This window comes from Pseudomonas sp. TAE6080 (assembly GCF_018732265.1).
GTDB lineage: Bacteria > Pseudomonadota > Gammaproteobacteria > Pseudomonadales > Pseudomonadaceae > Aquipseudomonas > Aquipseudomonas brenneri.
This window is the reverse complement of the sequence record NZ_JAHIDY010000035.1, coordinates 42,900-67,354: the sequence shown is the minus strand read 5'-3', so window position 1 is coordinate 67,354 and position 24,455 is coordinate 42,900. Positions and strand designations below refer to the sequence as shown.

Below are 24,455 nucleotides of genomic sequence, written 5' to 3'. Positions count from 1 at the left end.
ACTGCGCCGGAAGTGGGGCGAATTATAGACAGATATAAATCGCCGTCAACCGTTACTTTCACATTTCTGTCATATCGGTCAAAAAAGCTCCAGAAACGCAAAGGCCGGCCCCAAGGGGCCGGCCTTCTGCTCATCCGACCTTACAAGCTAGGGAAGGCAAACTGCGATGCTTCATGGCTTGCACGCTGTGGCCAGCGCTGGGTGATCGCCTTGCGACGGGTATAGAAACGCACCCCGTCCGGCCCATAAGCGTGCAAGTCGCCAAACAGCGAACGCTTCCAGCCGCCAAAGCTGTGATAAGCCACCGGCACCGGCAAGGGCACGTTAACCCCCACCATGCCCACTTCAATCTCGTCACAGAACAGACGCGCCGCCTCACCGTCACGGGTGAAGATGCAGGTACCGTTGCCATATTCATGGTCGTTGATCAGTTGCATCGCCGCTTCCAGGCTGTTCACCCGGACGACGCACAGCACTGGGCCAAAGATCTCTTCTTTATAGATACGCATCTCAGGCGTCACGCGATCAAACAGGCAACCACCCAGGAAGAAACCGTCCTCATTCCCGGCAACGCTCAGGCCACGCCCATCGACCACCAGCTCAGCGCCCGAAGACACACCATCTTCTATATAGCCGCTGACCTTGTCGCGCGCCTGCGCAGAAACCAGTGGCCCCATGTCCAGGCCACAGGAAGTACCCGCACCAATCTTCAGTGCCTTGATCTGCGGCACCAGCTTGGCAATCAATGCATCCGCCACCTGGTCACCCACGCAGACCGCCACCGAGATCGCCATGCAACGCTCGCCGCAGGAGCCATAGGCAGCGCCCATCAAGGCACTCACGGCGTTGTCCAGATCTGCATCCGGCATCAGCACCGCATGGTTCTTCGCCCCGCCCAGCGCCTGCACACGCTTGCCGCGCTTGGTCGCTTCGGAATAGATGTACTCGGCAATCGGCGTCGAGCCAACAAAACTCAAGGCCTTGACCTCAGGTGCCTCGATCAGTGCATCCACCGCGCCCTTGTCGCCATGGACCACACTCAACACACCTTTGGGCAAACCGGCTTCCTGCAACAGCTGGGCAATCAGCAGCGTCGAGCTTGGGTCGCGCTCCGATGGCTTGAGGATGAAGCAGTTACCGCAGACGATGGCCAGTGGATACATCCACAGCGGCACCATGGCCGGGAAGTTGAACGGCGTAATACCGGCCACCACGCCCAGTGGCTGGAAGTCGGACCAGGCATCAATGTTCGGGCCGACGTTACGGCTGTATTCACCCTTGAGGATCTCCGGCGCCGAACACGCGTACTCGACGTTCTCGATCCCGCGCTTCAACTCGCCGGCAGCGTCTTCCAGGGTCTTGCCATGCTCTTCGCTGATCAACTGCGAGATACGCGCTTCGTTCTGCTCCAGCAATTGCTTGAAACGAAACATCACCTGGGCGCGTTTGGCCGGTGGCGTATTACGCCAGGCCGGAAATGCCGCCTTGGCCGAGTCGATCGCCTGTTGAATGGTTTCACGGCTGGCCAATGGCACCTGGTGAATCACCTGGCCGGTGGACGGGTTGTAAACGTCGGCACTACGACCGCTGTCGTTGACCATTTCGCCATTGATCAAATGCTGGATAAGGCTCATGCAAGGCTCCTGAAAAGTTGTCCACAGGCGCGACACGCGTCGCGCCTGGCTGTTGTTCTATATAGAAGGAGAAATCAGTCGATCTTGTTCAGCACTTCGCCGACGGCATCGAACAAGCGATCCAGGTCCTGCGGCTTGCTGTTGAAGGTTGGGCCGAACTGCAGGGTGTCGCCGCCAAAGCGCACATAGAACCCGGCCTTCCACAACGCCATGCCCGCTTCGAATGGACGCACAATGGCATCCCCATCACGCGGCGCGATCTGGATCGCACCGGCCAGGCCGTAGTTACGGATGTCGATTACGTTCTTGCTGCCCTTCAAGCCGTGCAGCGCATTCTCAAAGTGCGGAGCGACTTCGGCCACGCTCTGCACCAGGTTTTCCTTCTGCAGCAAATCCAATGCCGCCAAGCCAGCAGCACAGGCTACCGGGTGCGCCGAGTAGGTATAGCCGTGTGGGAATTCCACCGCGTACTCAGGCGTCGCCTGGTTCATGAAGGTCTGATAGATCTCACTGCTGGCAATCACCGCGCCCATTGGGATCGCACCGTTGGTGACTTGCTTGGCGATGCACATCAGGTCTGGCGTCACACCGAAGCTGTCCGCACCGAACATCGAGCCGGTACGGCCAAAACCGGTGATCACTTCGTCGAACACCAACAGGATGTTGTGCTGGTCACAGATTTCACGCAGGCGCTTGAGGTAGCCCTGTGGCGGAACAAGTACGCCCGCAGAACCAGCCAGCGGCTCAACAAATACCGCGGCAATATTTGATGCGTCGTGCAACTCAATCAACTTGAGCAACTCGTCAGCCAAGGCAATGCCACCCAGCTCCGGCATACCGCGCGAGTACGCATTGCTCGCCAGCAAGGTGTGCGGCAGGTGATCGACATCCATCATCGCCTGGCCAAAAATCTTACGGTTGCCGTTGACGCCGCCCAGGCTGGTGCCCGCGATGTTCACCCCGTGATAACCACGGGCACGCCCGATCATCTTGGTCTTGGTCGCCTGGCCCTTCAGGCGCCAGTAGGCACGCACCATCTTCACCGCCGTATCGGCGCACTCGGAACCGGAGTCAGTAAAAAACACATGGTTCAGGTTACCTGGGGTCAGGTCGGTAATCTTTTCTGCCAACTGAAAGGACAGCGGATGACCGTATTGGAAGCCTGGCGAGTAATCCAGGGTGCCCAGTTGCTTGGCAACCGCTTCCTGGATTTCCTTGCGGGTGTGCCCCGCGCCGCAGGTCCACAGGCCCGACAACGAGTCGTACACCCGGCGCCCCTTGTCATCGATCAACCAACTGCCTTCGGCCCCCACGATCAGTCGCGGGTCGCGCTGGAAGTTGCGGTTGGCGGTGTAAGGCATCCAGTGAGCGTCCAGCTTTAGTTGGCTGGCCAGGGTGGATGGGGCGTTTTCGGGCATGTTCATCAGCAAAACCTCGCAGGGCAAAAGGCAGCGTCGGGATTGAAAAGCGTTGTTGCAGCTAAATTGCCACGAGGATAAAGTCTGGGAAATCCAACTCTTCTAACCTTCAGTCAGGTCTTTACTAAACTATGAGCAGCCGCCGACCCGACCCACTGGCCCAAGTCAGCGACTTCGATATCCGCCTGTTGCGCATCTTTCGCAGTGTGGTGGAGTGCGGAGGCTTCTCGGCGGCGGAAACGGTGCTGGGCATCGGGCGCTCAGCCATCAGCCAACAAATGAGCGATCTCGAACAACGCCTGGGCCTGCGCCTGTGCCAACGCGGGCGCGCCGGCTTCTCCCTGACGGAAGAAGGCCGGGAGGTCTACCAATCGGCCCTGCAACTGTTGAGTGCGTTGGAAAGTTTCCGCACCGAGGTCAACGGCCTGCACCAGCACCTGCGCGGCGAACTGATCATAGGCCTGACCGATAACCTGGTGACCCTGCCCCATATGCGCATCACCCATGCATTGGCGCAGTTGAAAGAGCGCGGCCCGGATGTGCAGATCCAGATCCGCATGATCGCCCCCAATGAAGTGGAACAAGGCGTGCTCGACGGGCGCCTGCATGTCGGCGTGGTGCCCCAGGCCAGCGCGCTGTCGGGCCTGGAGTATCAGCCCTTGTACAGCGAGCGCTCTCTGCTCTACTGCGCGGTGGGCCATCCGCTGTTTTATGCCGACGACAAGCAACTGGACGACCAACGCATCAATAGCCAGGACGCCATCGCACCGACTTTCCGTCTGCCCGCCGATATCCAGGCCCACTATCAAGCGCTCAACTGCACCGCCAGCGCTTCCGACCGCGAAGGCATGGCCTTCCTGATTCTCACCGGGCGCTACATCGGCTACCTGCCTGACCACTACGCCAGCCTATGGGTGCAACAAGGCCGACTACGTGCGCTGAAATCGCCTACACGCTTTTACGATTTAAGCCTGGCTTCGGTCACCCGCAAGGGCCGCCGCCCTCATTTGGTGCTGGAAAGCTTTCTCGACAGCCTGGCCGCAACCCGCTGATACGGCCCCCATACAAAACCTGAGCAAGTGGACAGTTTTTTGCAAGGCATAGGGACCATGAACCGTCAGCCCTGAGTCCCCATGCCATGCCAGCAGAATCCTCCAGCCCCAGCGACCTGATCTACGGCCTCAACGACCGCCCCAAGCCACTGCCCGCCTTGCTCGCAGCCTTGCAACATGTACTCGCCAGCTTCGTCGGCATCATCACCCCGCCCTTGATCATCGGCTCCACCCTGGGCCTGGCCGCCCACTTGCCCTACTTGATCAGCATGGCGTTGATGGTTTCCGGCGTAGGCACCTTCATCCAGGCCCGTAGGCCCTTTGGGATTGGCGCGGGCATGATTTGCCTGCAAGGCACCAGCTTTGCCTTTCTCGGCGCAGTGTTATCGGCCGGTTTCCTGGTCAAGCAGCGCGGCGGCAGCCCGGAAGACATCCTGGCGATGATTTTCGGCGTGTGCTTTTTCGGCGCGCTGGTGCAGATCGTGCTGAGCCGTTTTATCGGCCAATTGCGCCGGGTCATCACGCCGCTGGTGACCGGCATTGTGATTACTCTGATTGGGATCAGCCTGATCAAAGTGGGCATCACCGACCTGGGCGGCGGCTTCAATGCCCCGGACTTTGGCGCGCCGACCAACCTGGCCCTGGGCCTGTTCGTGGTGCTGACGATTATCCTGCTCAACCGTTCGGATACCCCGTGGGTACGCCTTAGCGCGATCATCATCGGCCTGGTACTGGGCAGCCTCGCTGCATGGTTCAGCGGCAAACTGATACCCCAGCCCCTGCCCGACCTGCCCTTGATCAGCCTGCCGACACCGTTCCGTTTTGGTTTCAACTTCGACTGGAGCGCCTTCCTGCCGGTCGCGCTGATTTATCTGATCAGCAGCATCGAAACCGTCGGCGATCTCACCGCCAACTGCATGATCGCCCGCCAACCCATCAGCGGCCCTTCCTATATAAGCCGGCTCAAGGGCGGCGTGCTCGGGGATGGCGTCAGCTGCATGATCGCCGCCACCTTCAGCGCCTTTCCCAACACCACCTTCGCCCAGAACAACGGGGTGATTCAGTTGACCGGCGTCGCCAGCCGCTATGTGGGGCTATACATCGGCGTGGTGCTGTTTTGTCTCGGGCTGTTTCCGCTGATTGGTGCGGTGCTGCAGCAGATTCCCAAGCCAGTGCTCGGCGGCGCAACCCTGGTGATGTTCGGCAGTGTCGCCGCCGCCGGTGTGCGCATCCTGGCGCAGGCCCCGCTGGATCGACGTAGCATGCTGATCATCGCCACCTCGTTTGGGGTCGGCCTGGGCATCGCCGCGCAACCGAATTTGTTGCACCTGATGCCAACCCTGGTGCAAAACCTGTTCGACTCGGCCATCACCAGCGGCGGGATGACGGCCATTGTGTTGTGCCTGATCCTGCCGGAATCCAAGGCCGCGGCACCTGCCGCAAATCCGCTGGTGGAACACGACACGCTGGAACCGCTTTGACGCTTTTATCGTATCGGGACTTGTCTGAGGCTTGAGGGTGGGTTATCTGTGCAGCAATCGCATTCATCGATCTGCACGGAAACCTCCATGAGCCTCGAAGTTCCTGCCCACAACAGCCACGCCGGAAAACCTGCCAGTCGCATTCGGCAAAAGAACGAACAAGCGATCATCCAGGCCGCCGAAGACGAATTCGCCCGGCATGGCTACAAAGGCACCAGCATGAACACCATCGCCGCGAGTGCCGGGCTGCCGAAGGCCAACCTGCACTATTACTTCACCAATAAGCTGGGGCTGTATATCGCGGTGCTGAGCAATATCCTCGAACTGTGGGACAGCACCTTCAACACCCTCACCGCCGAGGATGATCCCGCCGAGGCGCTGACTCGCTACATCCGCACCAAGATGGAGTACTCCCGTCGCCAACCGCAAGCCTCGCGGATCTTCGCCATGGAGATCATCAGCGGTGGCGAATGCCTTACCGAATATTTCAGCCAGGACTACCGCACCTGGTTCAGCGGTCGGGCTGCGGTGTTCCAGGCCTGGATAGATGCCGGCAAGATGGACCCCGTGGATCCGGTACACTTGATCTTCCTGCTGTGGGGCAGCACCCAGCATTACGCTGACTTCGCGACCCAGATCTGCCGCGTGACCGGTCGCACCAAGCTGACCAAGCAGGATATGGAAGACGCTGGCAGCAACCTCATCCACATTATTCTCAAGGGCTGCGGCATCAAGCCGGCCCTCTGAACGAAGCGAGCCGATGCCTTTCACCCTTACGGGCTTTTGTGAATTTCGCGAAGAAATCCGCAAAAGCCGCTTCATCACCTTTGCCGCACCGATTACCAGCCCGCAAGACGCCCAGGCGTTTATCGAGCAGCACAGCGACCTCAACGCCACGCACAACTGCTGGGCCTGGAAACTGGGCGGGCAGTACCGCAGCAACGATGACGGCGAACCCGGCGGCACCGCCGGGCGCCCGATCCTGGCCGCCATCGAGGCCCAGGGCTTTGATCAGGTCGTGGTGCTGGTGGTCCGTTGGTACGGCGGCATCCAGCTAGGCACCGGTGGCCTGGCCCGTGCCTATGGCGGTGGCGCCAATAAATGCCTGCAAAACGCCGAACGGGTCGAACTGATCAGCCGCGTGCCCTTGAGCTGCGCCTGCGGCTTCGCCGAACTGACCCTGGTCAAGCTGCGCGTCGCCGAACTGGGCGGCCTGGTGCTGGAAGAAACCTTCACCGCCAACGGTGTTGAGCTGCAATTGGCACTCGGCGAAGCCCATATCGACACCCTGCAAACGCAGTTGGCCGACCTGAGCCGCGGGCGAATCCTGCTGCAACGTTGAACCTGATAATGTTGTTCACTGAACCTCGACGCCAAAGGAAGCCTTCATGTCTACGCCAAAAACCGCATTGATCATCGGCGCCTCGCGCGGGCTGGGCCTTGGCCTGGTCAAGCAATTGCTCCAGGACGGCTGGGACGTGACCGCCACCGTGCGTGATCCGGGCAAGGCCGATGCCCTGAAAGCCGTGGGCCCGGTCCAGATCGAAAAACTCGACATGGACGACCAGCAAGCCGTGATCGCCCTGAGCCAGCGCCTCAAGGACCGCACCTTTGACCTGCTGTTCGTCAATGCCGGCGTCAAAGGCCCGGCCAACCAGACCCCGGGCCACGCGACCCTGGCTGAAGTCGGCCAGCTGTTTTTCACCAATGCCGTGGCACCGATCAACCTCGCCCAGCGCTTTGCCCCGCAGATTCGCCAGGGCAGCGGCGTGCTGGCATTCATGAGCTCGGTGCTGGGCAGCGTGACCATGCCCGATGCGCCAGACCTGGCACTGTACAAAGCCAGCAAGGCCGCGCTGAACTCCATGACCAACAGTTTTGTGACGCAATTGGGCGAGCAGAAGCTGACGGTGTTGTCGCTGCACCCGGGCTGGGTCAAGACCGACATGGGCGGCGAAGGTGCCGACCTGGATGTGGAGACCAGCGTGCGCGGCCTGATTGCCCAAGTGAACGCCTACACCGGCAAGGGTGGCCATCACTTCGTCAACTACAAGGGCGAGACCATTCCCTGGTAACCAGCAGATGAGCGGTGGATAGACCCCACCGCTCACTCCACGTAGACTGCCCTCCTCGCCCTTACCGGCGACCCTGGATCAGCAGACAGGGCAACACTGAGCTGGCAAACCTGAACCCATCATTCAGAGGAGCCGGCCAATGCCTGCGACCCGTATCTGGTTAAAAAACCCTCTCGCGATCTTCACTGCCAATGCCCTGGACGCCCGTGGCGGCCTGGTGCTGCAAGACGGCGTGATCGTCGAAGTGCTCGCCCTCGGCCAACAACCGAGCATCGCCTGCGAACAAACCTTCGATGCCCGCGAGCATGTGATCCTTCCCGGCCTGATCAACACCCACCATCACTTCTACCAGACCCTGACCCGTGCCTGGGCGCCGGTGGTCAACCAGCCTTTGTTCCCCTGGCTGAAAACCCTGTACCCGGTCTGGGCCCGCCTGACACCGGAAAAACTCGCGCTGGCCAGCAAGGTTGCCCTGGCAGAATTACTGCTCTCGGGCTGCACCACCGCCGCCGATCACCACTACCTGTTCCCCGACGGCCTGGAAAATGCGATCGACGTGCAAGTCGACAGCGTGCGCGAACTGGGCATGCGCGCCATGCTCACGCGCGGTTCCATGAGCCTGGGCGAAGCTGACGGCGGGCTGCCACCACAGCAGACCGTGCAGCAAGGTGAAGTGATCCTCGAAGACAGCCAGCGCCTGATCCAGCGCTACCACGAGCGCGGCGACGGCGCGCAAATCCAGATTGCCCTGGCGCCCTGCTCGCCGTTCTCGGTCACCCCCGAAATCATGAGCGCCAGCGCCGAACTGGCCAACCAGCTCGATGTACGCCTGCACACCCACCTGGCCGAAACCCTCGACGAAGAAGACTTCTGCCTGCAACGCTTCGGCCTGCGCACCGTGGACTATCTGGACAGCGTCGGCTGGCTCGGCCCACGTACCTGGCTGGCCCATGGCATTCACTTCAACCCCGATGAAATCGCCCGCCTGGGCGCAGCCGGCACCGGGATTTGCCACTGCCCAAGCTCGAACATGCGCCTGGCCTCCGGCATCTGCCCGACCCTGGACCTGATCGCCGCCGGCGCGCCGATTGGCCTGGGCGTGGATGGCTCGGCCTCCAACGATGCCTCCAATATGATCCTCGAAGCACGCCAGGCCCTGTATATCCAGCGCCTGCGCTACGGGGCAGAAAAAATCACCCCTGAAGGCGTGCTGGGCTGGGCCACCAAAGGCTCTGCGCAACTGCTCGGCCGCAGCGACATCGGCGAGTTGGCCGTGGGCAAACAAGCTGACCTGGCGTTGTTCAAACTCGATGAGCTGCGCTTCTCTGGCAGCCACGATCCGATTTCGGCACTGCTGTTATGCGGCGCCGACCGCGCGGACCGGGTGATGGTGGGCGGCAAGTGGCGGGTGATCGACGGGCAAATCGAGGGCATGGACCTCAAGGGCCTGATCGCCGATCACAGCCAGGCGGCGCGGCAGTTGATCGCCGGCTGACTACAACCCCAACAGCGACAACATGATAAAGGTCGCAAACAGTACAAAGTGGGTCATCCCTTCGATGGCGTTGGTTTCGCCATCGTTGAGGTTGATCGCGCTGACAATCAGCGTGATAAACACCATCACTGTTTGCACCGGTGTCATCGCCATCTGAAACGGCTGGCCGGTGTACAGCGCCATCGCTTCCATCACCGGCACAGTCAGAATCACCGTCGACAACGAAGCCCCCAGCGCGATGTTGACCACTGACTGCATGCGGTTGGCCAATGCCGCACGCAACGCGGTCAGAATCTCTGGCGCAGCAGAAATCGCCGCCACCAGGATTGCCGTAATCACCGGCGGCGCGCCCGTGCCCTCCAGACCAAGGTCCAGGGTCTTGGACATCACTTCGGCCAATGCGCCAATGACCACCACGCCAAACACCAGGGTTGCGATGGAGAATGTCAGGTTGACCGGCGACGCCTGTTCCTCCGGCAGCGGCTTACGGCGTTTTTCCGGATAGCTGTAGCTGAAGAAGTAACTGTGTGGCCCCACCTGCATGCGCAGGAACAAGGCGTACAACACCACCATCGCGCCAATGGTGAAGGCCGAGTAGATTTTCCAGTCGGCCTCGGGGATAAATTCCGGCACCACCATGGATACGCCCATGGCGGTGAGGATCATCACGCTGTAGGTCCGCGCCGAATCATCGTTGTAGGACTGCTCGCCATGCTTGATGCCACCCATCAGCGCGGCCAGGCCGAGAATGCCGTTGATATCCAGCATCACCGCCGAGTAAATCGTATCGCGCACCAGGGTCGGTGACGCCTCGTTGCTCATCATGATCGCCAGGATCACCACTTCAACCAGCACCGCCGCGAGGGTCAGGATCATCGTGCCGTAAGGATCGCCGACTTTTTCGGCGAGCAGTTCGGCGTGGTGGGCCACGCGCATCGAAGCCATGACGATAAAGCCGATCAGCACCAGGCCACCGAGCAGCGCCGTGGCCTGCCCACTGTGCAGCAGCCAGTGTTCCAGCGGGTAGGCCGCGATGGCGGCGAACAGCGCCAGCCACATGAATTTTTCTTGCTTGAGGGATGTGAGCATTGCGGGCCTTTTCGAACAGCGAATCAGTCTGTGATGGGGTACAGACTGCGGCGTTTCGCTAACGTTTCGTTACACCTTAGTTCATTCCTCCATTGCCGCAGGCACGAAGAATGCTTACCACTCGGTCAGGTTTTACCGATTATTTGCGCCCTGGCCTGTAGAATGTCGCCATTGCACCTGATGAGAACGCACACATGTACGACTGGCTCAACGCCCTGCCCAAGGCCGAACTGCACCTGCACCTGGAGGGTTCGCTGGAGCCCGAGTTGCTGTTCGCCCTGGCCGAACGCAACAAAATCGCACTGCCGTGGAACGACGTCGAAACCCTGCGCAAGGCCTACGCCTTCAATAACCTGCAGGAATTTCTCGACCTCTATTACAAGGGCGCCGACGTATTGCGCACGTCCCAGGATTTCTACGACCTGACCTGGGCCTACCTGCTGCGTTGCAAGGCACAGAACGTGATCCATACCGAGCCGTTCTTCGACCCGCAGACCCACACCGACCGTGGCATTCCCTTTGAAGTGGTGCTCAATGGCATCGCCAGCGCACTCAAGGACGGCGAGCAGCAATTGGGTATCACCAGCGGCCTGATCCTCAGCTTCCTGCGCCACCTGAGCGAAGAGCAAGCGCAAAAAACCCTCGACCAGGCGCTGCCGTTTCGTGATGCGTTTGTAGCCGTGGGCCTGGACAGCTCGGAAATGGGCCACCCACCGAGCAAGTTCCAGCGCGTGTTCGATCGCGCCCGTGGCGAAGGTTTCCTGACCGTCGCCCATGCTGGCGAAGAAGGCCCACCGGAATACATCTGGGAAGCCCTCGACCTGCTGAAAATCCAGCGTATCGACCATGGCGTGCGCGCCATCGAAGACGAGCGCCTGATGCAGCGGATCATCGACGAGCAAATCCCCCTGACCGTGTGCCCTCTGTCCAATACCAAGCTGTGTGTATTCGACGACATGGCCCAGCACAACATTCTCGACATGCTGGAGCGTGGGGTGAAGGTCACCGTGAACTCCGATGACCCGGCGTATTTCGGCGGTTATGTCACCGAGAACTTCCACGCACTGCACACCTCGCTGGGCATGACCCAGGACCAGGCCCGCCGCCTGGCGCAAAACAGCCTGGATGCACGCCTGGTCAAGCCCTGAGTCGCCCCTGTAGGAGCGAGCTTGCTCGCGAAAGGCGTCAACGATAATGCGTGCATCCTGGATGAACGCGGCGTCTTTGAGTTTCTCGCCGGCAAGCCCGCGCCTACAAAGCCGCCATCCGGGCAATTTCCAGGCGCCCGGTCTCAGTGAGCTGCACTGCGCTCGACTCATTGACCGTCTTCAACCAGCGCGACTGCATGAACAACTGCAACAATCCCGCCCCCAACGCCCCGCCCAGGTGCGGCTGCTGCTCGCTCCAGTCAGAGCAATCGCAAGCCATTGTCGAGAAACTGTGCTGGGCCAGGGCCTGGGTGAAAATGCCATGCTCGGCCAAATGGCGTGCACCCAGGGGCGTCACATGGAGCCACTGTTCGAAGCGTTCAATCCACTTTGCCAGCACCATGCGCTGATAGAGGGCTGCCGCCATTTCCCCCCCAAGATGATCGTGGCATATCCGTACCTGACGCAACGAAGCCGGCGCCAGCAATGCAGTCACCGGCCGGCTGGGTGCGCTGCGCGCCACGCTGGCCATCGTGGTACTGGCCAATGCATCGACGGCTGCGCCCACATCCGCTGCCGCCATGCGGAAAAAGCGTTTACGCCCACGGGCTTCAATACGTAGTAATCCACCGGCCGCCAACCGCGCCAAATGCGCATTGGCCGATGAAGCCGATAACCCAGCCAACATCGCCAACTCCTCGGAGGGCTTGGCCGAGCCGTCCATCAACGCCCAGATCATCGCGGTGCGTTTGGGGTCGGCCAACAATGTTGCGATCTGGCTGATGCAAGGTGCCTGTTCCATGTACTCACTCCCTGTTCAATCGTTGGTCTGCTCCATTTCGCCGAAAAGTATAAGTGTGTGAGCAGCAGATTCCGTGGCGTCTTACAGCCAAATCAGCGACAGCAACTGCCTGAAATTTCCTGAATTTCCCGAGGTTATTGTGTAGTCCCCCGTCGTTCAGGCAACTGCGCGCTCAACTTCCCACAACGTGCCACGAGCATTTCACGCAGGAGGTTGATCGGCTTACTCAATTGCGCACGGTGGGCGCACAGCAGATTGAGCGGTGTGCGCTCACCCAGCAGCTCCGGCAAGAGCAACTGCAAGCGACCGGCCAGCACATCGGCGCTGACATCCAGCCAGGACTTGTAGGCAATGCCCACCCCAGCCACGGCCCAGCGCCGCACGACATCAGCGTCGTCACTGAAACGGTCGCCGCTGACGGTCAGGCTGATTTCCCGTTTAGCATCCTGAAAGCTCCAATGGTCGTGCACCCGGCTGCCGAGCATAAACAGCAGGCAATTGTGCTGGGCCAGTTCCTCCAGATGGCGCGGCTCGCCATGTCGGGCCAGGTAGCTGGGCGCCGCGCACAACACTCGGCGGTTGTCTGGCGCGACCGGCAAGGCCACCAGGCTCGAATCCTCGGGTTCGCCGTAGCGCAAGGCGATATCCACCGGCTGGCGGAACAGGTCGGCGATCCGGTCGCCCAGCAGTAGGCGCACGTTCAACTGCGGGTGCTCACGCTGAAACTCGTCGAGCCAGGGCAGCAACAGATTGCGTCCGAAGTCCGAAGGCGCCGACAACTGCAGGACACCGCTGACATGATCCTGGCCGCTGGCCAGCAACCGCCGCCCCTCATCCAGTTGGCTCAAGGCGCCGCGGGCGTACTGCAGAAAACCTTCACCCTCGGCGGTCAGGCGCAGGCTGCGGGTGGAACGCGCCAGCAAGCGCACGCCCAATTGTTGTTCGATGCGTTTTAACGCCGCACTGGCCACTGCCGCCGACATATCCATGACCCGTGCGGCGGCAGACAAACTGCCCAAATCCGCCGCACGCACGAACAACTGCAAATCATCAAAACGCAGCATGACCACCGCCCCGAGGAATTATCAAAAATCCGTTGAAAGAGAGTGCTCTTTTAGCGGGTTTTATCTGCAAGAGAAATAGCTAATGATCTGTCCATCACATTCGCCCCTCTATGGAACGCGCCATGAAAGCCATCGCCTACTACGCCGCATTGCCGATCAACGACCCCAAGTCCCTGCAAGACATCGAATTGCCTGAGCCAGTGGCCGGCCCGCGTGACTTGCTGGTGGAAGTCAAAGCCATCTCGGTCAACCCGGTGGACACCAAGATCCGCCAGAACGTCGCTCCGGAAAACGGTGCAGCCAAGGTGCTGGGCTGGGATGTGGCGGGCGTGGTCAAGGCGGTCGGCAGCGACGTCACGCTGTTCAAGGCCGGTGACAAGGTGTTTTACGCCGGCTCCCTGACACGCCCGGGCGGCAACAGCGAACTGCACACGGTGGATGAACGGATCGTCGGCCATATGCCAAAAAGCCTGGGTTTTGCCGAAGCCGCCGCCCTGCCGCTGACCGCCATCACCGCCTGGGAGCTGCTGTTCGAACGCCTGCAAGTGGCTGAAGGCAAGGCCGATCAAGGCCAAAGCCTGCTGATTGTCGGCGCTGCCGGCGGCGTAGGCTCGATCCTCACCCAACTGGCTGCGCAGCTCACCGCGCTCAAGGTGATCGGTAGCGCCTCACGCCCGGACACACAGGCCTGGGCCAAGGACCTGGGGGCCGACCTGGTGGTCGATCACAGCCAGCCCCTGAGCGAAGAGCTCAAGCGCGCCGGCCACCCACAGGTGACTCACGTCGCCAGCCTGACCCAGACCGACCAGCACCTGGACCAATTGGTCGAAGCCCTCGCACCCCAGGGCAAACTGGCATTGATCGACGATCCCAAGGCCCTGGATGTGACCAAGCTCAAGCGCAAGAGCCTGTCGCTGCACTGGGAGTTCATGTACACCCGCTCGATGTTCGAGACCGCCGACATGATCGAGCAGCACAACCTGCTCAATCGGGTCGCCGAGCTGATCGACGCCGGTACCCTGAAAACCACGGTGGGCGAACACTTCGGCGTGATCAATGCGGCGAACCTGCGCCGAGCCCATACCTTGCTGGAAAGCGGCAAGGCCAAAGGCAAGATCGTGTTGGAAGGCTTCTAAGACGCGGGCTCTGTCAGTGTCATCCGTTATCGCTGTAGGTAACGGACGGCACCGCTAGTCAGAGACTTGATCCTTGTCATATTTGTGAGCGTATTCGGGTTTATATTGGCCGCCTTTGCCACGCAATCTTTTACGTGAGGAAGTCAGCAATGAAGATCCTGATAAAAGCGTTAGCAAAATCCCAAGGCAACAAATGGCAGGTCCGCCTGGACCACGACGCCTTTACCTTCCGCAGTGAAGCCGAGGCTCGCGCCTTCGCCAACACCCTGCAAAACCGAATCCAGGCCCCCCATCGTTTTCCCGAAAGCCAGCAGCGCGCTACTGGCTGAAAAAGCGGTCAGACCTGCGCTTGCAAGGCTCGCTGCCGTTGCAGGCGCTGGGTCAACATGGCCACCACTACCGCCAACATCCCACACAAGCTGATGACGATCGACATCGGCATGGCCGTGCCGTCGTGCAGTGCGCCGACCAACGATGCCGCACCTGCAGCCACGCCAAACTGGATGCAGCCCAGCAGTGCCGACGCGCTGCCGGCCCGCGCGCCCTGCCCGTTCATGGCGCACGCCGAAGTATTGGGCATGATGCAACCCAGGCTGGCGATGCACAGGAACAGCGGCACCAGCAGCGGCCACAATGCTTCGGTATGCAAGGCACTGACCGCCAGCAGCGACAGCGCTGCCGCGAGGTAGACCCACACCGTACGGGTCAGCAGAAACGCCGGACCGCGCTTGGACAGCAGCCGCGCGTTGACCTGGGCCACCAGGATAAAGCCTGCGGCATTGGTGCCGAACAGCCACCCATAGTGCTCGGCCGGCACGCCGTAGAGCTTGATAAATACGAAAGGTGAGCCGGCGATGTAGGCGAACATCCCGCCAATTGCGATACCACCGGTCACGGCATACCCCAGGTACACCCGATCAGCCAGCAGCCGCCCGTATTGGCGCAACGCCCCGGACAGTGGCTGCCGAGGCTGATGGGCCGGAAAACTCTCCGGCAAACCGACAGCCACCGCCACGCCAGCGCCGACGCTGAATACCGTCAACGCGAGGAAAATCGACTGCCAGCCCCACAGGCTGACCATCACCCCACCGAGCATCGGCGCCAGTATCGGTGCCAGCCCGACCACCAGCATCAACTGCGAAAAGACCTTGGCCGAGCCCACCGCGTCGCACTTGTCGCTGACCACCGCGCGGGAAATCACCATGCCCGCACACCCGCCGAGGGCCTGGACGAAGCGCGCACCGATCAGCCATTCCAGGGACGGCGCATAGGCGCACGCCAGGGAGGCCACGGTAAACAAGGTGACACCGCTCAACAGCGGGATGCGCCGCCCGAAACGATCCGCCAGCGGCCCATAGATCAACTGGCCGATCGCAAGACCCGTGAAATACACGGCCAGGGTCAGCTGGATATGTTTTTCGTCGGTGCCGAACGCCACCGCCATGGCCGGGAAGCCCGGCAGGTAAAAATCGATGGCCAGCGGCGCAAATGCGCTCAAGGCCCCAAGAATAAGGATTATGCGAAGGTTCATCAGGCACCCGGTAGAGTCGGCAGCCCGACAGTCTAGCCGCGCTTGGGTGCCTTGAACATTACGTTAGCTCGCTACCTATTAAATAATCAGGCGAGCTTGGCGCTGTAGCCTTCTTCGCTGATCAGGCTGATCACTTCGTCCGGCGATAAACGACTTTCCACACCGACTTCCTTGGCGGCCAGATTCACATTCACACTGGCGGCCGGATCCTTCGCTTGTACCGCTTGGGTCACGGCCCGGACGCAGTGGCCGCAGGTCATTCCTTCAACGCTGAATATTTGCATGACATGACTCCTTGAGTGAGGTTGCACCCAGTCTCATCCTTGCCACGATGGCAAGGTCAAGCACTGAAAACAAGCGCCGGGCTGGTATTCCCTGGCGGCGTCGGCCAAGCTGCAACCATCCACGATTTGAAACCCGGAGAATTCACCATGCGCTGGTCGTTTTTTGGCCTTGTCAGCCTGTTGAGCCTGTTCGCCGCTGTCCCCCAGGCCAGTGCCGCCGAGGACTATGCGGTGCTGATCATTTCCAGGGAGCGCCTGGAAGTACTGACCAACTGTGAGGTCGGCCTGTACGTCAATGACCAGTTGGCCGGGCGGCTGTTCCAGGAACAATCCACCTCGTTCAACTTCCCGGAAGGCAAGGTCTCGCTGCGTCTCAAATTGCTGCCGGGCCAGGTTCCCGGATGCCTGCCGGGTCTTCTGGCGCCCAAGGCCCAGGAGATCACGCTCAAAGCCGGCGACGTGCGCAAGTTGCGCATTGCCCAGGGCGCCGACGGCATGTACCTCAAGGCCGCCAAGCTGGGCTACTGACGCGAACTTATCTCAATGCCGCTTTCTGTAGGAGCGAGCTTGCTCGCGAAGAACGTCAACGATAATGCGTGCATCCTGGATGAACGCGGCGCTCTCCAGTTTTTCGCGAGCAAGCTCGCTCCTACAGAAAAACAACATCAGGGCTTGCCGTGAATTAAGGGGCTTGACCTTCCTATCAGGTCAAGGTTGATCCTACAGGCAACTTTTCCTGGAGGAACGCCCCATGAATGGATCCACCACCTTCGACCTGCCGATCAGCGGCATGACCTGCGCCAGTTGCGTCGGGCGGGTCGAACGCGCCCTGAACAAGGTGCCCGGCGTGCAAAACGTCAGCGTCAACCTGGCCAATGAACGGGCCCACGTCGAGGTGGCGGGCCAGATGGACCCCGCCGTGCTGATCGCCGCCGTGGAAAAAGCCGGCTACACCGCCACCCTGCCGCAAAGCGAAACCGCCACCCAAGCCAGCCAGGAACAGCGCCTGAAACGCGAACGCTGGTCGCTGGTGATGGCCATTGCGCTAGCGTTGCCGCTGGTCCTGCCGATGCTGGTGCAACCCTTCGGCCTGCACTGGATGCTGCCGGCCTGGGTGCAATTCCTGCTCGCCACCCCCGTGCAGTTCATCTTTGGTGCGCGCTTCTATGTCGCCGCCTGGAAAGCCGTGCGCGCCGGCGCGGGCAACATGGACCTGCTGGTGGCCATCGGCACCAGCGCCGGCTATGGCCTGAGTATCTACCAATGGCTCAGCGCGCCGGCTGGCGTCGAGCCGCACTTGTACTTCGAAGCCTCGGCGGTGGTGATCGCCCTGGTGCTGCTTGGCAAATACATGGAAAGCCGCGCCAAACGCCAGACCGCCAGCGCCATCCGCGCCCTGGAGGCCTTGCGGCCGGAGCGGGCGATTCAGGTGATCGATGGCCGCGAGCAAGAGGTCGCGATCAGCGCCCTGCGCCTCAATGATCTGGTGCTGGTCAAGCCCGGCGAGCGTTTCCCGGTAGATGGCGAGGTGGTCGAAGGCCAAAGCCATGCCGACGAAGCCTTGATCACCGGGGAAAGCCTGCCAGTGCCAAAACAACCGGGGGATAAAGTCACCGGCGGCGCGATCAACGGTGAAGGCCGTCTGCTGGTACGCACCCTGGCCCTCGGCGCAGAAAGCGTGCTGGCGCGGATCATTCGCCTGGTCGAAGACGCCCAGGCGGCCAAGGCGCCGATCCAGAAACTGGTGGATAAAGTCAGCCAGGTGTTTGTGCCGACCGTGCTGGTGATCGCCCTCGCCACCCTGATTGGCTGGTGGTTGTATGGTGCGCCGCTGGAAACCGCATTGATCAATGCCGTCGCGGTGCTGGTGATTGCCTGCCCTTGCGCATTGGGCCTGGCCACGCCGACCGCAATCATGGCCGGCACCGGTGTCGCGGCCCGCCACGGGATTTTGATCAAGGACGCCGAAGCCCTGGAGCGCGCCCACGAAGTCAGCGCGGTAGTGTTCGACAAGACCGGCACCCTCACCTCCGGCGCCCCCAAAATCGCCCATCTCAGTGCAGTGGATGGCAACGAAGCACTGTTGCTGCAACAGGCCGGCGCCCTGCAACGCGGTAGCGAACACCCATTGGCCAAGGCGGTACTGGACGCCTGCAATGATCAAGGCCTGCCGGTTGCCGATGTCAGCGCCAGCCAATCCCTGACCGGGCGCGGCATTGCCGGCACCCTGGACGGTCGGCAACTGGCCCTGGGCAATCGGCGCCTGCTCGATGAGACCGGCTTGAAGCCGGGTGACCTGGCCGCCAACGCCAGTGCCTGGGAAGCTGAAGGCCGCACCTTGTCCTGGTTGATCGAGCAAAGCCCAGAACCTCGGGTGCTGGGCCTGTTTGCCTTTGGCGACACCCTCAAGGACGGTGCCCTGCAAGCCGTGCAACAGCTCAAGGCGCGGCACATCAGCAGCCACTTGCTGACCGGTGACAACCGCGGCAGCGCCCGCGTGGTGGCACAAGCGCTGGGCATCGATGATGTGCACGCCGAAGTGTTGCCCGCCGACAAAGCCGCCACCGTCGCCGAGCTGAAAAAGACCGGCGTGGTGGCCATGGTCGGCGACGGCATCAACGATGCCCCGGCCCTGGCCGCTGCGGATATCGGCATCGCCATGGGTGGCGGTACCGACGTGGCGATGCACGCGGCGGGTATCACGCTGATGCGTGGCGACCCACGCCTGGTGCCGGCAGCCCTGGAAATCAGCCGCAAGACCTACGCAAAAATCCGGCAGAATCTGTTCTGGGCCTTTGTGTATAACTTGATCGGCATTCCGCTGGCCGTATTCGGCCTGCTCAATCCGGTGTTGGCCGGCGCCGCCATGGCTCTGTCCAGCGTCAGCGTGGTCAGCAACGCACTGCTGTTGAAAACCTGGAAACCCAAGGATCTGGAGGATCACCGCTCATGAACATCGGCCAGGCAGCCCGGCAAAGCGGCTTGAGCGCGAAGATGATTCGCTATTACGAATCCATCAACCTGCTCAAGCCGGCTCATCGCAGCGACAGTGGCTATCGCCTGTATAGCGCCGACGACCTGCACACCCTGGCGTTTATCAAGCGCTCGCGGGACTTGGGGTTTTCACTGGCAGAAGTCGGCAAGCTGCTGGAGCTGTGGCAGGACCGGCAACGGGCCAGTGCCGACGTCAAGGCGTTGGCTCGCCAGCATATCGAGGAGTTGAATCAGAAGATCCGCGAACTGGGGCAGTTGCGCGATACGTTGCAGGACCTGGTGGAGCACTGCCAGGGTGATCACCGGCCCGATTGTCCGATTCTCAAGGAGTTGGCGTCAGGCAGCTGTTGCAAGTGATGTAGGAGCCGGCTTGCCGGCTCCTACAGAGGTACAAAAAATCCGGCCGGGCCGGATTTTTTGTTATCAGATCACTGCATCCAAGGTGGCGGCGGTTCTTCCGCCGGTTTGCCCGGTGGTGCATCATCCGCCGCACGGATCGCCTGGCGCCGCTCTTCGTCAAGCCGCGCCGCTTCGATCTCACGCATCACGCCGCCGACATCCGCCAATTCTTCCGGCTCGTCGAACTCGCCAGTCAACACACTGGCCGGATGCAAGGTGCCGGCTTCGTACAGCGCCCACATTTCCTTGGCGTACTTGGTGGCCTTCAATTCGGGGGCAAACCGCCCGAAATACGAAGCCATGTTGCCCACGTCCCGCTCCAGCATGCTGAATGCGTGGTTGTTACCCGCCGCATCCACCGCCTGAGGCAAGTCGATGATCACCGGGCCCGTCGGCGTCAGCAGTACGTTGAACTCGGAAAGGTCACCGTGCACCAGACCGGTACACAGCATCAGCACGATCTGCGAGATCAGGAACGCGTGATACTCACGGGCCTGATCCGGTTCCAGGACCACGTCGTTCAGGCGTGGCGCCGCGTCACCGTATTCATCGGCCACCAACTCCATCAGCAACACGCCTTCAAGGAAGTCGTAGGGCTGCGGCACGCGAACACCCGCACCGGCCAGGCGAAACAGCGCCGCCACTTCAGCGTTCTGCCAGGCGTCTTCGGTTTCTTTCTTGCCGAACTTGGAGCCCTTGGCCATGGCCCGGGCCTGCCGGCTGTTGCGGACCTTGCGGCCCTCCTGGTATTCGGCCGCCTGACGAAAACTTCGTTTATTCGCCTCCTTGTAGACCTTGGCGCAACGTAGTTCGTTGCCGCAGCGCACCACATAAACAGCTGCTTCTTTACCACTCATGAGTGGGCGCAGCACTTCGTCGACCAGACCGTCCTCGATCAGGGGTTCAATGCGTTTAGGAGTCTTCATCAGCTTTTATTGTGGGTCCTTTATTACCAAACACGCGTATGGCACTCGTTATACGGCAATCCTCGCACAGCGGGGAGAGGGTAACGAGCCTTGATCTGCTAAAGAATGCATCCAATATGCCAGATTAATCCGACAAAGCCGCTATTGCTCAAGGCGTTCGGATGATAGCCGAGATCAGCGCTCAATGATCGCCGTCACGCCCTGCCCGCCCGCCGCACAGATCGAAATCAGCCCGCGCCCCTTGCCGGCGGCGTCCAGCAGCTTGGCCAGGTTGGCGACAATACGCCCACCGGTGGCGGCAAATGGGTGCCCGGCGGCCAAGGAGCTGCCCTTGACGTTAAGACGACTGCGGTCGATGGAACCCAACGGCGCGTCCAGGCCCAGGCGGGTCTTGCAGTAATCGGCATCTTCCCAGGCCTTGAGTGTGCACAACACTTGGGCGGCGAAGGCTTCGTGAATTTCGTAGTAGTCAAAATCCTGCAGCGTCAGGCCATTGCGCGCCAGCAAACGGGGTACGGCATATACCGGCGCCATCAACAGCCCTTCGGCACCGTTGACGAAATCCACCGCCGCCGCTTCGCCATCACGCAGGTAGGCGAGAATCGGCAGGCCACGTTCCTTGGCCCAGGCTTCGCTGCCCAGCAATACCAGGGACGCGCCATCGGTCAGCGGCGTGGAGTTGCCGGCGGTCAGGGTGCCCTTTTCACTGCGTTCAAAAGCCGGTTTGAGGCTGGCGAGTTTTTCCAGGGTCAGGTCCGGGCGCAGGTTGTTGTCACGGGTCAGGCCCAGGAACGGCGTGAGCAAATCGTTGTGCCAGCCCTCGGCGTAGGACGCGGCCATTTTCTGATGGCTTTCCAAGGCCAGTTGGTCCTGCTCGGCGCGGGGGATCTGCCAGGTCTGCGCCATCAGTTCGCAATGCTGGCCCATGGACAGGCCAGTACGCGGTTCACCATTGCGCGGCAGTTCCGGCTTGAGGTGATGCGGGCGAAGTTGTAACAGGACTTTTAATTTATCCGTCATGGATTTGCTGCGATTGGCTTGCAGCAAGATTTTACGCAGGCCCTCATTCACCCCGATGGGCGCGTCGGAAGTGGTATCGACCCCGCCGGCGATCCCGCATTCGATCTGCCCCAGGGCAATCTTGTTAGCCACCAGTAGCGCCGCTTCCAGCCCGGTGCCGCAGGCCTGTTGAATGTCATAGGCCGGGGTTTGTGGCGACAGGCGCGAGCCCAGCACGCATTCGCGGGTCAGGTTGAAGTCCCGCGAATGCTTGAGCACCGCGCCTGCGGCCACTTCACCCATGCGCAAGCCGTGCAGGTTGTAGCGCTCGATCAAGCCTTCCAGGGCCGCCGTCAACATGGCCTGGTTACTCGCCGTGGCATAGGGGCCATTGGAACGGGCGAAGGGGATACGATTACCGCCAATGATCGCGACACGGCGCAACTGAGTCATGGAAAGCTCCCTGTTAGGTGGTAGGTGCAATCCTGAGCCTAGACTAGGAACGACTGTCACCTATTGATGGTCCACCCTTTGAACCCCAGCAGCCGGAGAGCGTTCCATGTCTGACCGTTATATCGACTTCGCCAACTCAAGCCTTGGCCACCGCGTGGTCTCGGCCATTGGCCTGCCGTCCCCGGTACGCCTGGAGCGCTGGCAAGCCGGACGCCTGCGCCCGGTGGAAGGCGCCCTGCTATTGGGCGGCGGCCCACTGGCAGCCCAGGTGTTGGGGTTTGCCAATAAACTCACCGAGGCCATCTACAGCTACGGCCCCGAACCGCTCAAGGGCACGCCGTGGATCCCCGGGCATGGTCCCAAGCTCAAGGCGGTGCTGTTCGATGCCAGCCATTTGCAGCACACCGACCAACTCAAGCAACTGCGCGAGTTCTTCCAGCCGCTGCTGAAAAATCTCGATCACAGCGCGCACCTGGTGATTCTCGGCCGCGCCCCGGAAAGCCTCAGCGAACCGTTTGCCGCCAGTGCCCAGCGCGCGCTCGAAGGGTTCAGCCGGTCGCTGGCCAAGGAGCTGCGCAACGGCGGCACCTTGCAATTGCTGTATGTCGCAGAAGGCGCCGAGGATCAGTTGGAAGGTGCGCTACGGTTTTTCCTGTCACCCAAAAGCGCCTATATCAGCGGCCAAGTGCTGCGCCTGAACGCCTGCCCGACCCAGGTGCATGATTGGACCCGCCCACTGGCCGGGCTCAAGGCCCTGGTGACCGGCGCCGCCCGAGGTATCGGTGCTTCGATTGCCGAAACCCTGGCCCGCGACGGTGCCGAGATTGTGTTGCTGGATGTGCCCCAAGCCAAGGCCGATCTCGACGCCCTCGCCGCTCGGTTGGGCGGGCGCGGCATTGCCCTGGACATTTGCGCCGATGACGCCGCCACGCAGTTGATCGAGCAGTTGCCGAACGGCATCGACATCGTGGTGCACAACGCCGGCATCACCCGCGACAAGACCCTGGCCAACATGACCCCGGAATACTGGGACGCGGTATTGGCGGTCAACCTCAATGCCCCGCAAGTGCTGACCAAGGCCCTGCTCGACAGCGGCACCCTGCACGACAACGGCCGCGTGGTGTTGCTGGCCTCGATCAGCGGCATCGCCGGCAATCGCGGGCAAACCAACTACGCCGCGAGCAAGGCCGGGCTGATCGGCCTGGCCCAGGCCTGGGCGCCGCTGCTGGCGCAACGGGGCATCAGCATCAACGCGGTGGCTCCAGGTTTTATCGAGACCCAGATGACCGCGCACATTCCCTTTGCCTTGCGTGAAGCCGGGCGACGCATGAGCTCGCTGGGCCAGGGTGGCTTGCCACAAGATGTGGCCGAAGCCGTGGCCTGGCTGGGCCAACCGGGGTCAGGTGCAGTCAGTGGCCAGGCGCTGCGCGTATGCGGGCAAAGCCTGTTGGGAGCGTAACTATGCTGTGGCACACATTACCCCGCAGCCCGGCGCTGCCGCCGCTGTATTGGCGCGCCGCGCTCAAGCGCAAGATCACCGGCACCACGTTGCCCACTTCAGGGCTGCACTGCCGGGTGCAGGTCAATCCCGAGGCGGTAGCGGCCTATCGCAAGGTCTGCGGGTTTGCCGAGAGCCCGATGCTGCCGGCGACTTATCCACACATCCTGGCGTTCGGCCTGCAGTTGCAGTTGCTGACGGCGCGGGAATTCCCCTTCCCGCTGCTGGGGATGGTGCACTTGAGCAACCGTATCCGCGTATTTCGCCCCATGGGCGGGGTCAGCGACGTGCGAGTCAGTGTGCATACGCGCAACCTGCAACCCCATGCCAAGGGCGCGACCTTTGACCTGATCACCACCGTCGAGGACTCCCTGGGTTTGTTGTGGGAGGGCGAAAGTCGAATGCTCTGTCGCGGGGTGAAACTCGATGGTGAAGCGCCAGAACAATCCCTGCCAGCGCCCAATACGGTCAACGAGCTGACCCGCTGGCAGGCACCGTCCGACATCGGTCGGCGGTACGCCCGGGTATCCGGTGACTACAACCCGATCCACTTGAGCGCCCTCACCGCCAAGCTGTTCGGTTTCCCCCAGGCCATCGCCCACGGGCTGTGGAACAAGGCACGTACCGTGGCGGCCCTGCATGAACATCTGCCCTCGGCGAATATCGAGCTCTACGTTGAGTTCAAGAAACCGGTACGGCTGCCTGGCGAAGTCATCTTGTTGACCAGTGCCCCCGGTTCCAGTGGCGAGTTGCAACTCAAGGGCAGTGGCGATATCGAACATATGCTCGGAAAGTGGCAGCCGATTGCCTGAAACAGCGGCAATTTCCTGATTAATTGTATATATACAACCTAAGTTATAGCGGGCTATCGATAGCCCGCTAACTTATCCAAGTGATTGTTTTACATAACATCACCTCAAACCAAAAACCTCTACATATACCCTTGGTATTAATCACCAAGACGCACTTACGCGCCT

At 61.3% G+C, this 24,455-nt stretch carries 23 protein-coding genes; 14 read left to right on the top strand and 9 right to left on the bottom strand.

The features are described 5' to 3' along the window. Positions 1-140: 140 nt before the first annotated feature. Positions 141-1,634: a CoA-acylating methylmalonate-semialdehyde dehydrogenase gene (locus KL786_RS22780; RefSeq protein WP_065942347.1), complete on the bottom strand. Its 1,494-nt coding sequence runs from the start codon at positions 1,632-1,634 to the stop codon at positions 141-143. Positions 1,635-1,708: 74 nt separating this feature from the next. After that, positions 1,709-3,058 carry an omega-aminotransferase AptA gene (aptA, locus tag KL786_RS22775; RefSeq protein WP_032859739.1) on the bottom strand — a complete coding sequence of 450 codons (1,350 nt, stop codon included), beginning with the start codon at positions 3,056-3,058 and terminating at the stop codon, positions 1,709-1,711. Between the two features lie 125 nt (positions 3,059-3,183). Here aptA and KL786_RS22770 point away from each other — a divergent pair, with 125 nt between their 5' ends. The 6 genes from KL786_RS22770 (at position 3,184) to KL786_RS22745 (ending at position 9,155) form a co-directional block, all read left to right on the top strand. Further along, a complete protein-coding gene (locus tag KL786_RS22770; protein ID WP_215519039.1) occupies positions 3,184-4,104 on the top strand; it encodes a LysR family transcriptional regulator in 921 nt (306 codons plus the stop codon). Between the two features lie 86 nt (positions 4,105-4,190). Beyond that, complete coding sequence (locus KL786_RS22765) at positions 4,191-5,585, top strand: uracil-xanthine permease family protein (protein WP_215519038.1); 1,395 nt, start codon at positions 4,191-4,193, stop codon at positions 5,583-5,585. 87 nt (positions 5,586-5,672) lie between these two features. Next, positions 5,673-6,332, top strand: coding sequence for a TetR/AcrR family transcriptional regulator (locus KL786_RS22760; RefSeq protein ID WP_029297545.1), 660 nt, complete (start codon positions 5,673-5,675; stop codon positions 6,330-6,332). A gap of 13 nt (positions 6,333-6,345) precedes the next feature. Then, a complete protein-coding gene (locus tag KL786_RS22755) occupies positions 6,346-6,927 on the top strand; it encodes an IMPACT family protein (protein WP_032859747.1) in 582 nt (193 codons plus the stop codon). Positions 6,928-6,973: 46 nt separating this feature from the next. Continuing rightward, positions 6,974-7,660 (top strand): SDR family oxidoreductase, encoded by a 687-nt coding sequence (locus tag KL786_RS22750; protein ID WP_032859750.1) that lies wholly within the window; start codon positions 6,974-6,976, stop codon positions 7,658-7,660. Positions 7,661-7,799: 139 nt separating this feature from the next. Further along, positions 7,800-9,155 (top strand): 8-oxoguanine deaminase, encoded by a 1,356-nt coding sequence (locus tag KL786_RS22745; protein ID WP_215519037.1) that lies wholly within the window; start codon positions 7,800-7,802, stop codon positions 9,153-9,155. On the opposite strand, the gene KL786_RS22740 is transcribed toward KL786_RS22745, so the two are convergent. After that, positions 9,156-10,244: a calcium:cation antiporter gene (locus KL786_RS22740; RefSeq protein ID WP_215519036.1), complete on the bottom strand. Its 1,089-nt coding sequence runs from the start codon at positions 10,242-10,244 to the stop codon at positions 9,156-9,158. A 194-nt stretch (positions 10,245-10,438) separates the two neighbouring features. Here KL786_RS22740 and KL786_RS22735 point away from each other — a divergent pair, with 194 nt between their 5' ends. Next, positions 10,439-11,392, top strand: a complete 954-nt coding sequence (locus KL786_RS22735; protein WP_032859755.1) for an adenosine deaminase — start codon at positions 10,439-10,441, stop codon at positions 11,390-11,392. A 103-nt stretch (positions 11,393-11,495) separates the two neighbouring features. On the opposite strand, the gene KL786_RS22730 is transcribed toward KL786_RS22735, so the two are convergent. Both KL786_RS22730 and vimR read right to left on the bottom strand, forming a co-directional pair. Further along, entirely contained in the window at positions 11,496-12,194 is a 699-nt protein-coding gene (locus KL786_RS22730; RefSeq protein ID WP_215519035.1) for an ArsR/SmtB family transcription factor, read from the bottom strand. Between the two features lie 134 nt (positions 12,195-12,328). Continuing rightward, entirely contained in the window at positions 12,329-13,258 is a 930-nt protein-coding gene (vimR, locus tag KL786_RS22725; RefSeq protein ID WP_090292898.1) for a transcription regulator VimR, read from the bottom strand. A 122-nt stretch (positions 13,259-13,380) separates the two neighbouring features. Between vimR and KL786_RS22720 the strand changes: the two genes are divergently transcribed. Both KL786_RS22720 and KL786_RS22715 read left to right on the top strand, forming a co-directional pair. Continuing rightward, complete coding sequence (locus KL786_RS22720) at positions 13,381-14,394, top strand: zinc-binding alcohol dehydrogenase family protein (protein WP_215519034.1); 1,014 nt, start codon at positions 13,381-13,383, stop codon at positions 14,392-14,394. 149 nt (positions 14,395-14,543) lie between these two features. Further along, positions 14,544-14,723 carry a hypothetical protein gene (locus KL786_RS22715; protein WP_032859764.1) on the top strand — a complete coding sequence of 60 codons (180 nt, stop codon included), beginning with the start codon at positions 14,544-14,546 and terminating at the stop codon, positions 14,721-14,723. Between the two features lie 8 nt (positions 14,724-14,731). Here KL786_RS22715 and KL786_RS22710 read toward each other — a convergent pair whose 3' ends face one another. Both KL786_RS22710 and KL786_RS22705 read right to left on the bottom strand, forming a co-directional pair. Further along, positions 14,732-15,925, bottom strand: coding sequence for a multidrug effflux MFS transporter (locus tag KL786_RS22710; protein WP_215519033.1), 1,194 nt, complete (start codon positions 15,923-15,925; stop codon positions 14,732-14,734). A gap of 86 nt (positions 15,926-16,011) precedes the next feature. Beyond that, on the bottom strand, positions 16,012-16,209 hold the full coding sequence (locus KL786_RS22705; RefSeq protein ID WP_029297565.1) for a heavy-metal-associated domain-containing protein: 198 nt from the start codon (positions 16,207-16,209) through the stop codon (positions 16,012-16,014). 147 nt (positions 16,210-16,356) lie between these two features. On the opposite strand from KL786_RS22705, the gene KL786_RS22700 reads away from it, so the two are divergent. The 3 genes from KL786_RS22700 (at position 16,357) to cueR (ending at position 19,560) form a co-directional block, all read left to right on the top strand. After that, positions 16,357-16,737, top strand: coding sequence for a hypothetical protein (locus KL786_RS22700; protein WP_215519032.1), 381 nt, complete (start codon positions 16,357-16,359; stop codon positions 16,735-16,737). Between the two features lie 223 nt (positions 16,738-16,960). Then, the gene (locus tag KL786_RS22695) at positions 16,961-19,162 is read left to right on the top strand and encodes a heavy metal translocating P-type ATPase (RefSeq protein WP_215519031.1); all 2,202 of its coding nucleotides are present in this window, start codon (positions 16,961-16,963) and stop codon (positions 19,160-19,162) included. Further along, on the top strand, positions 19,159-19,560 hold the full coding sequence (gene cueR / locus KL786_RS22690; RefSeq protein ID WP_215519030.1) for a Cu(I)-responsive transcriptional regulator: 402 nt from the start codon (positions 19,159-19,161) through the stop codon (positions 19,558-19,560). The genes KL786_RS22695 and cueR overlap by 4 nt, the downstream gene beginning before the upstream one ends. A 71-nt stretch (positions 19,561-19,631) precedes the next feature. Here the strand turns inward: cueR and KL786_RS22685 are convergent, their stop codons facing one another. Both KL786_RS22685 and KL786_RS22680 read right to left on the bottom strand, forming a co-directional pair. After that, entirely contained in the window at positions 19,632-20,528 is an 897-nt protein-coding gene (locus KL786_RS22685; protein ID WP_215519029.1) for a PA4780 family RIO1-like protein kinase, read from the bottom strand. Positions 20,529-20,702: 174 nt separating this feature from the next. Then, the gene (locus KL786_RS22680; RefSeq protein ID WP_215519028.1) at positions 20,703-21,980 is read right to left on the bottom strand and encodes an acetyl-CoA C-acetyltransferase; all 1,278 of its coding nucleotides are present in this window, start codon (positions 21,978-21,980) and stop codon (positions 20,703-20,705) included. A gap of 106 nt (positions 21,981-22,086) precedes the next feature. Here KL786_RS22680 and KL786_RS22675 point away from each other — a divergent pair, with 106 nt between their 5' ends. Together KL786_RS22675 and KL786_RS22670 are read left to right on the top strand one after the other, a co-directional pair. Continuing rightward, positions 22,087-23,439, top strand: coding sequence for a 3-oxoacyl-ACP reductase (locus tag KL786_RS22675; protein WP_215519027.1), 1,353 nt, complete (start codon positions 22,087-22,089; stop codon positions 23,437-23,439). A gap of 2 nt (positions 23,440-23,441) precedes the next feature. Continuing rightward, entirely contained in the window at positions 23,442-24,290 is an 849-nt protein-coding gene (locus KL786_RS22670) for a MaoC family dehydratase (protein ID WP_215519026.1), read from the top strand. Positions 24,291-24,455 lie beyond the last annotated feature (165 nt).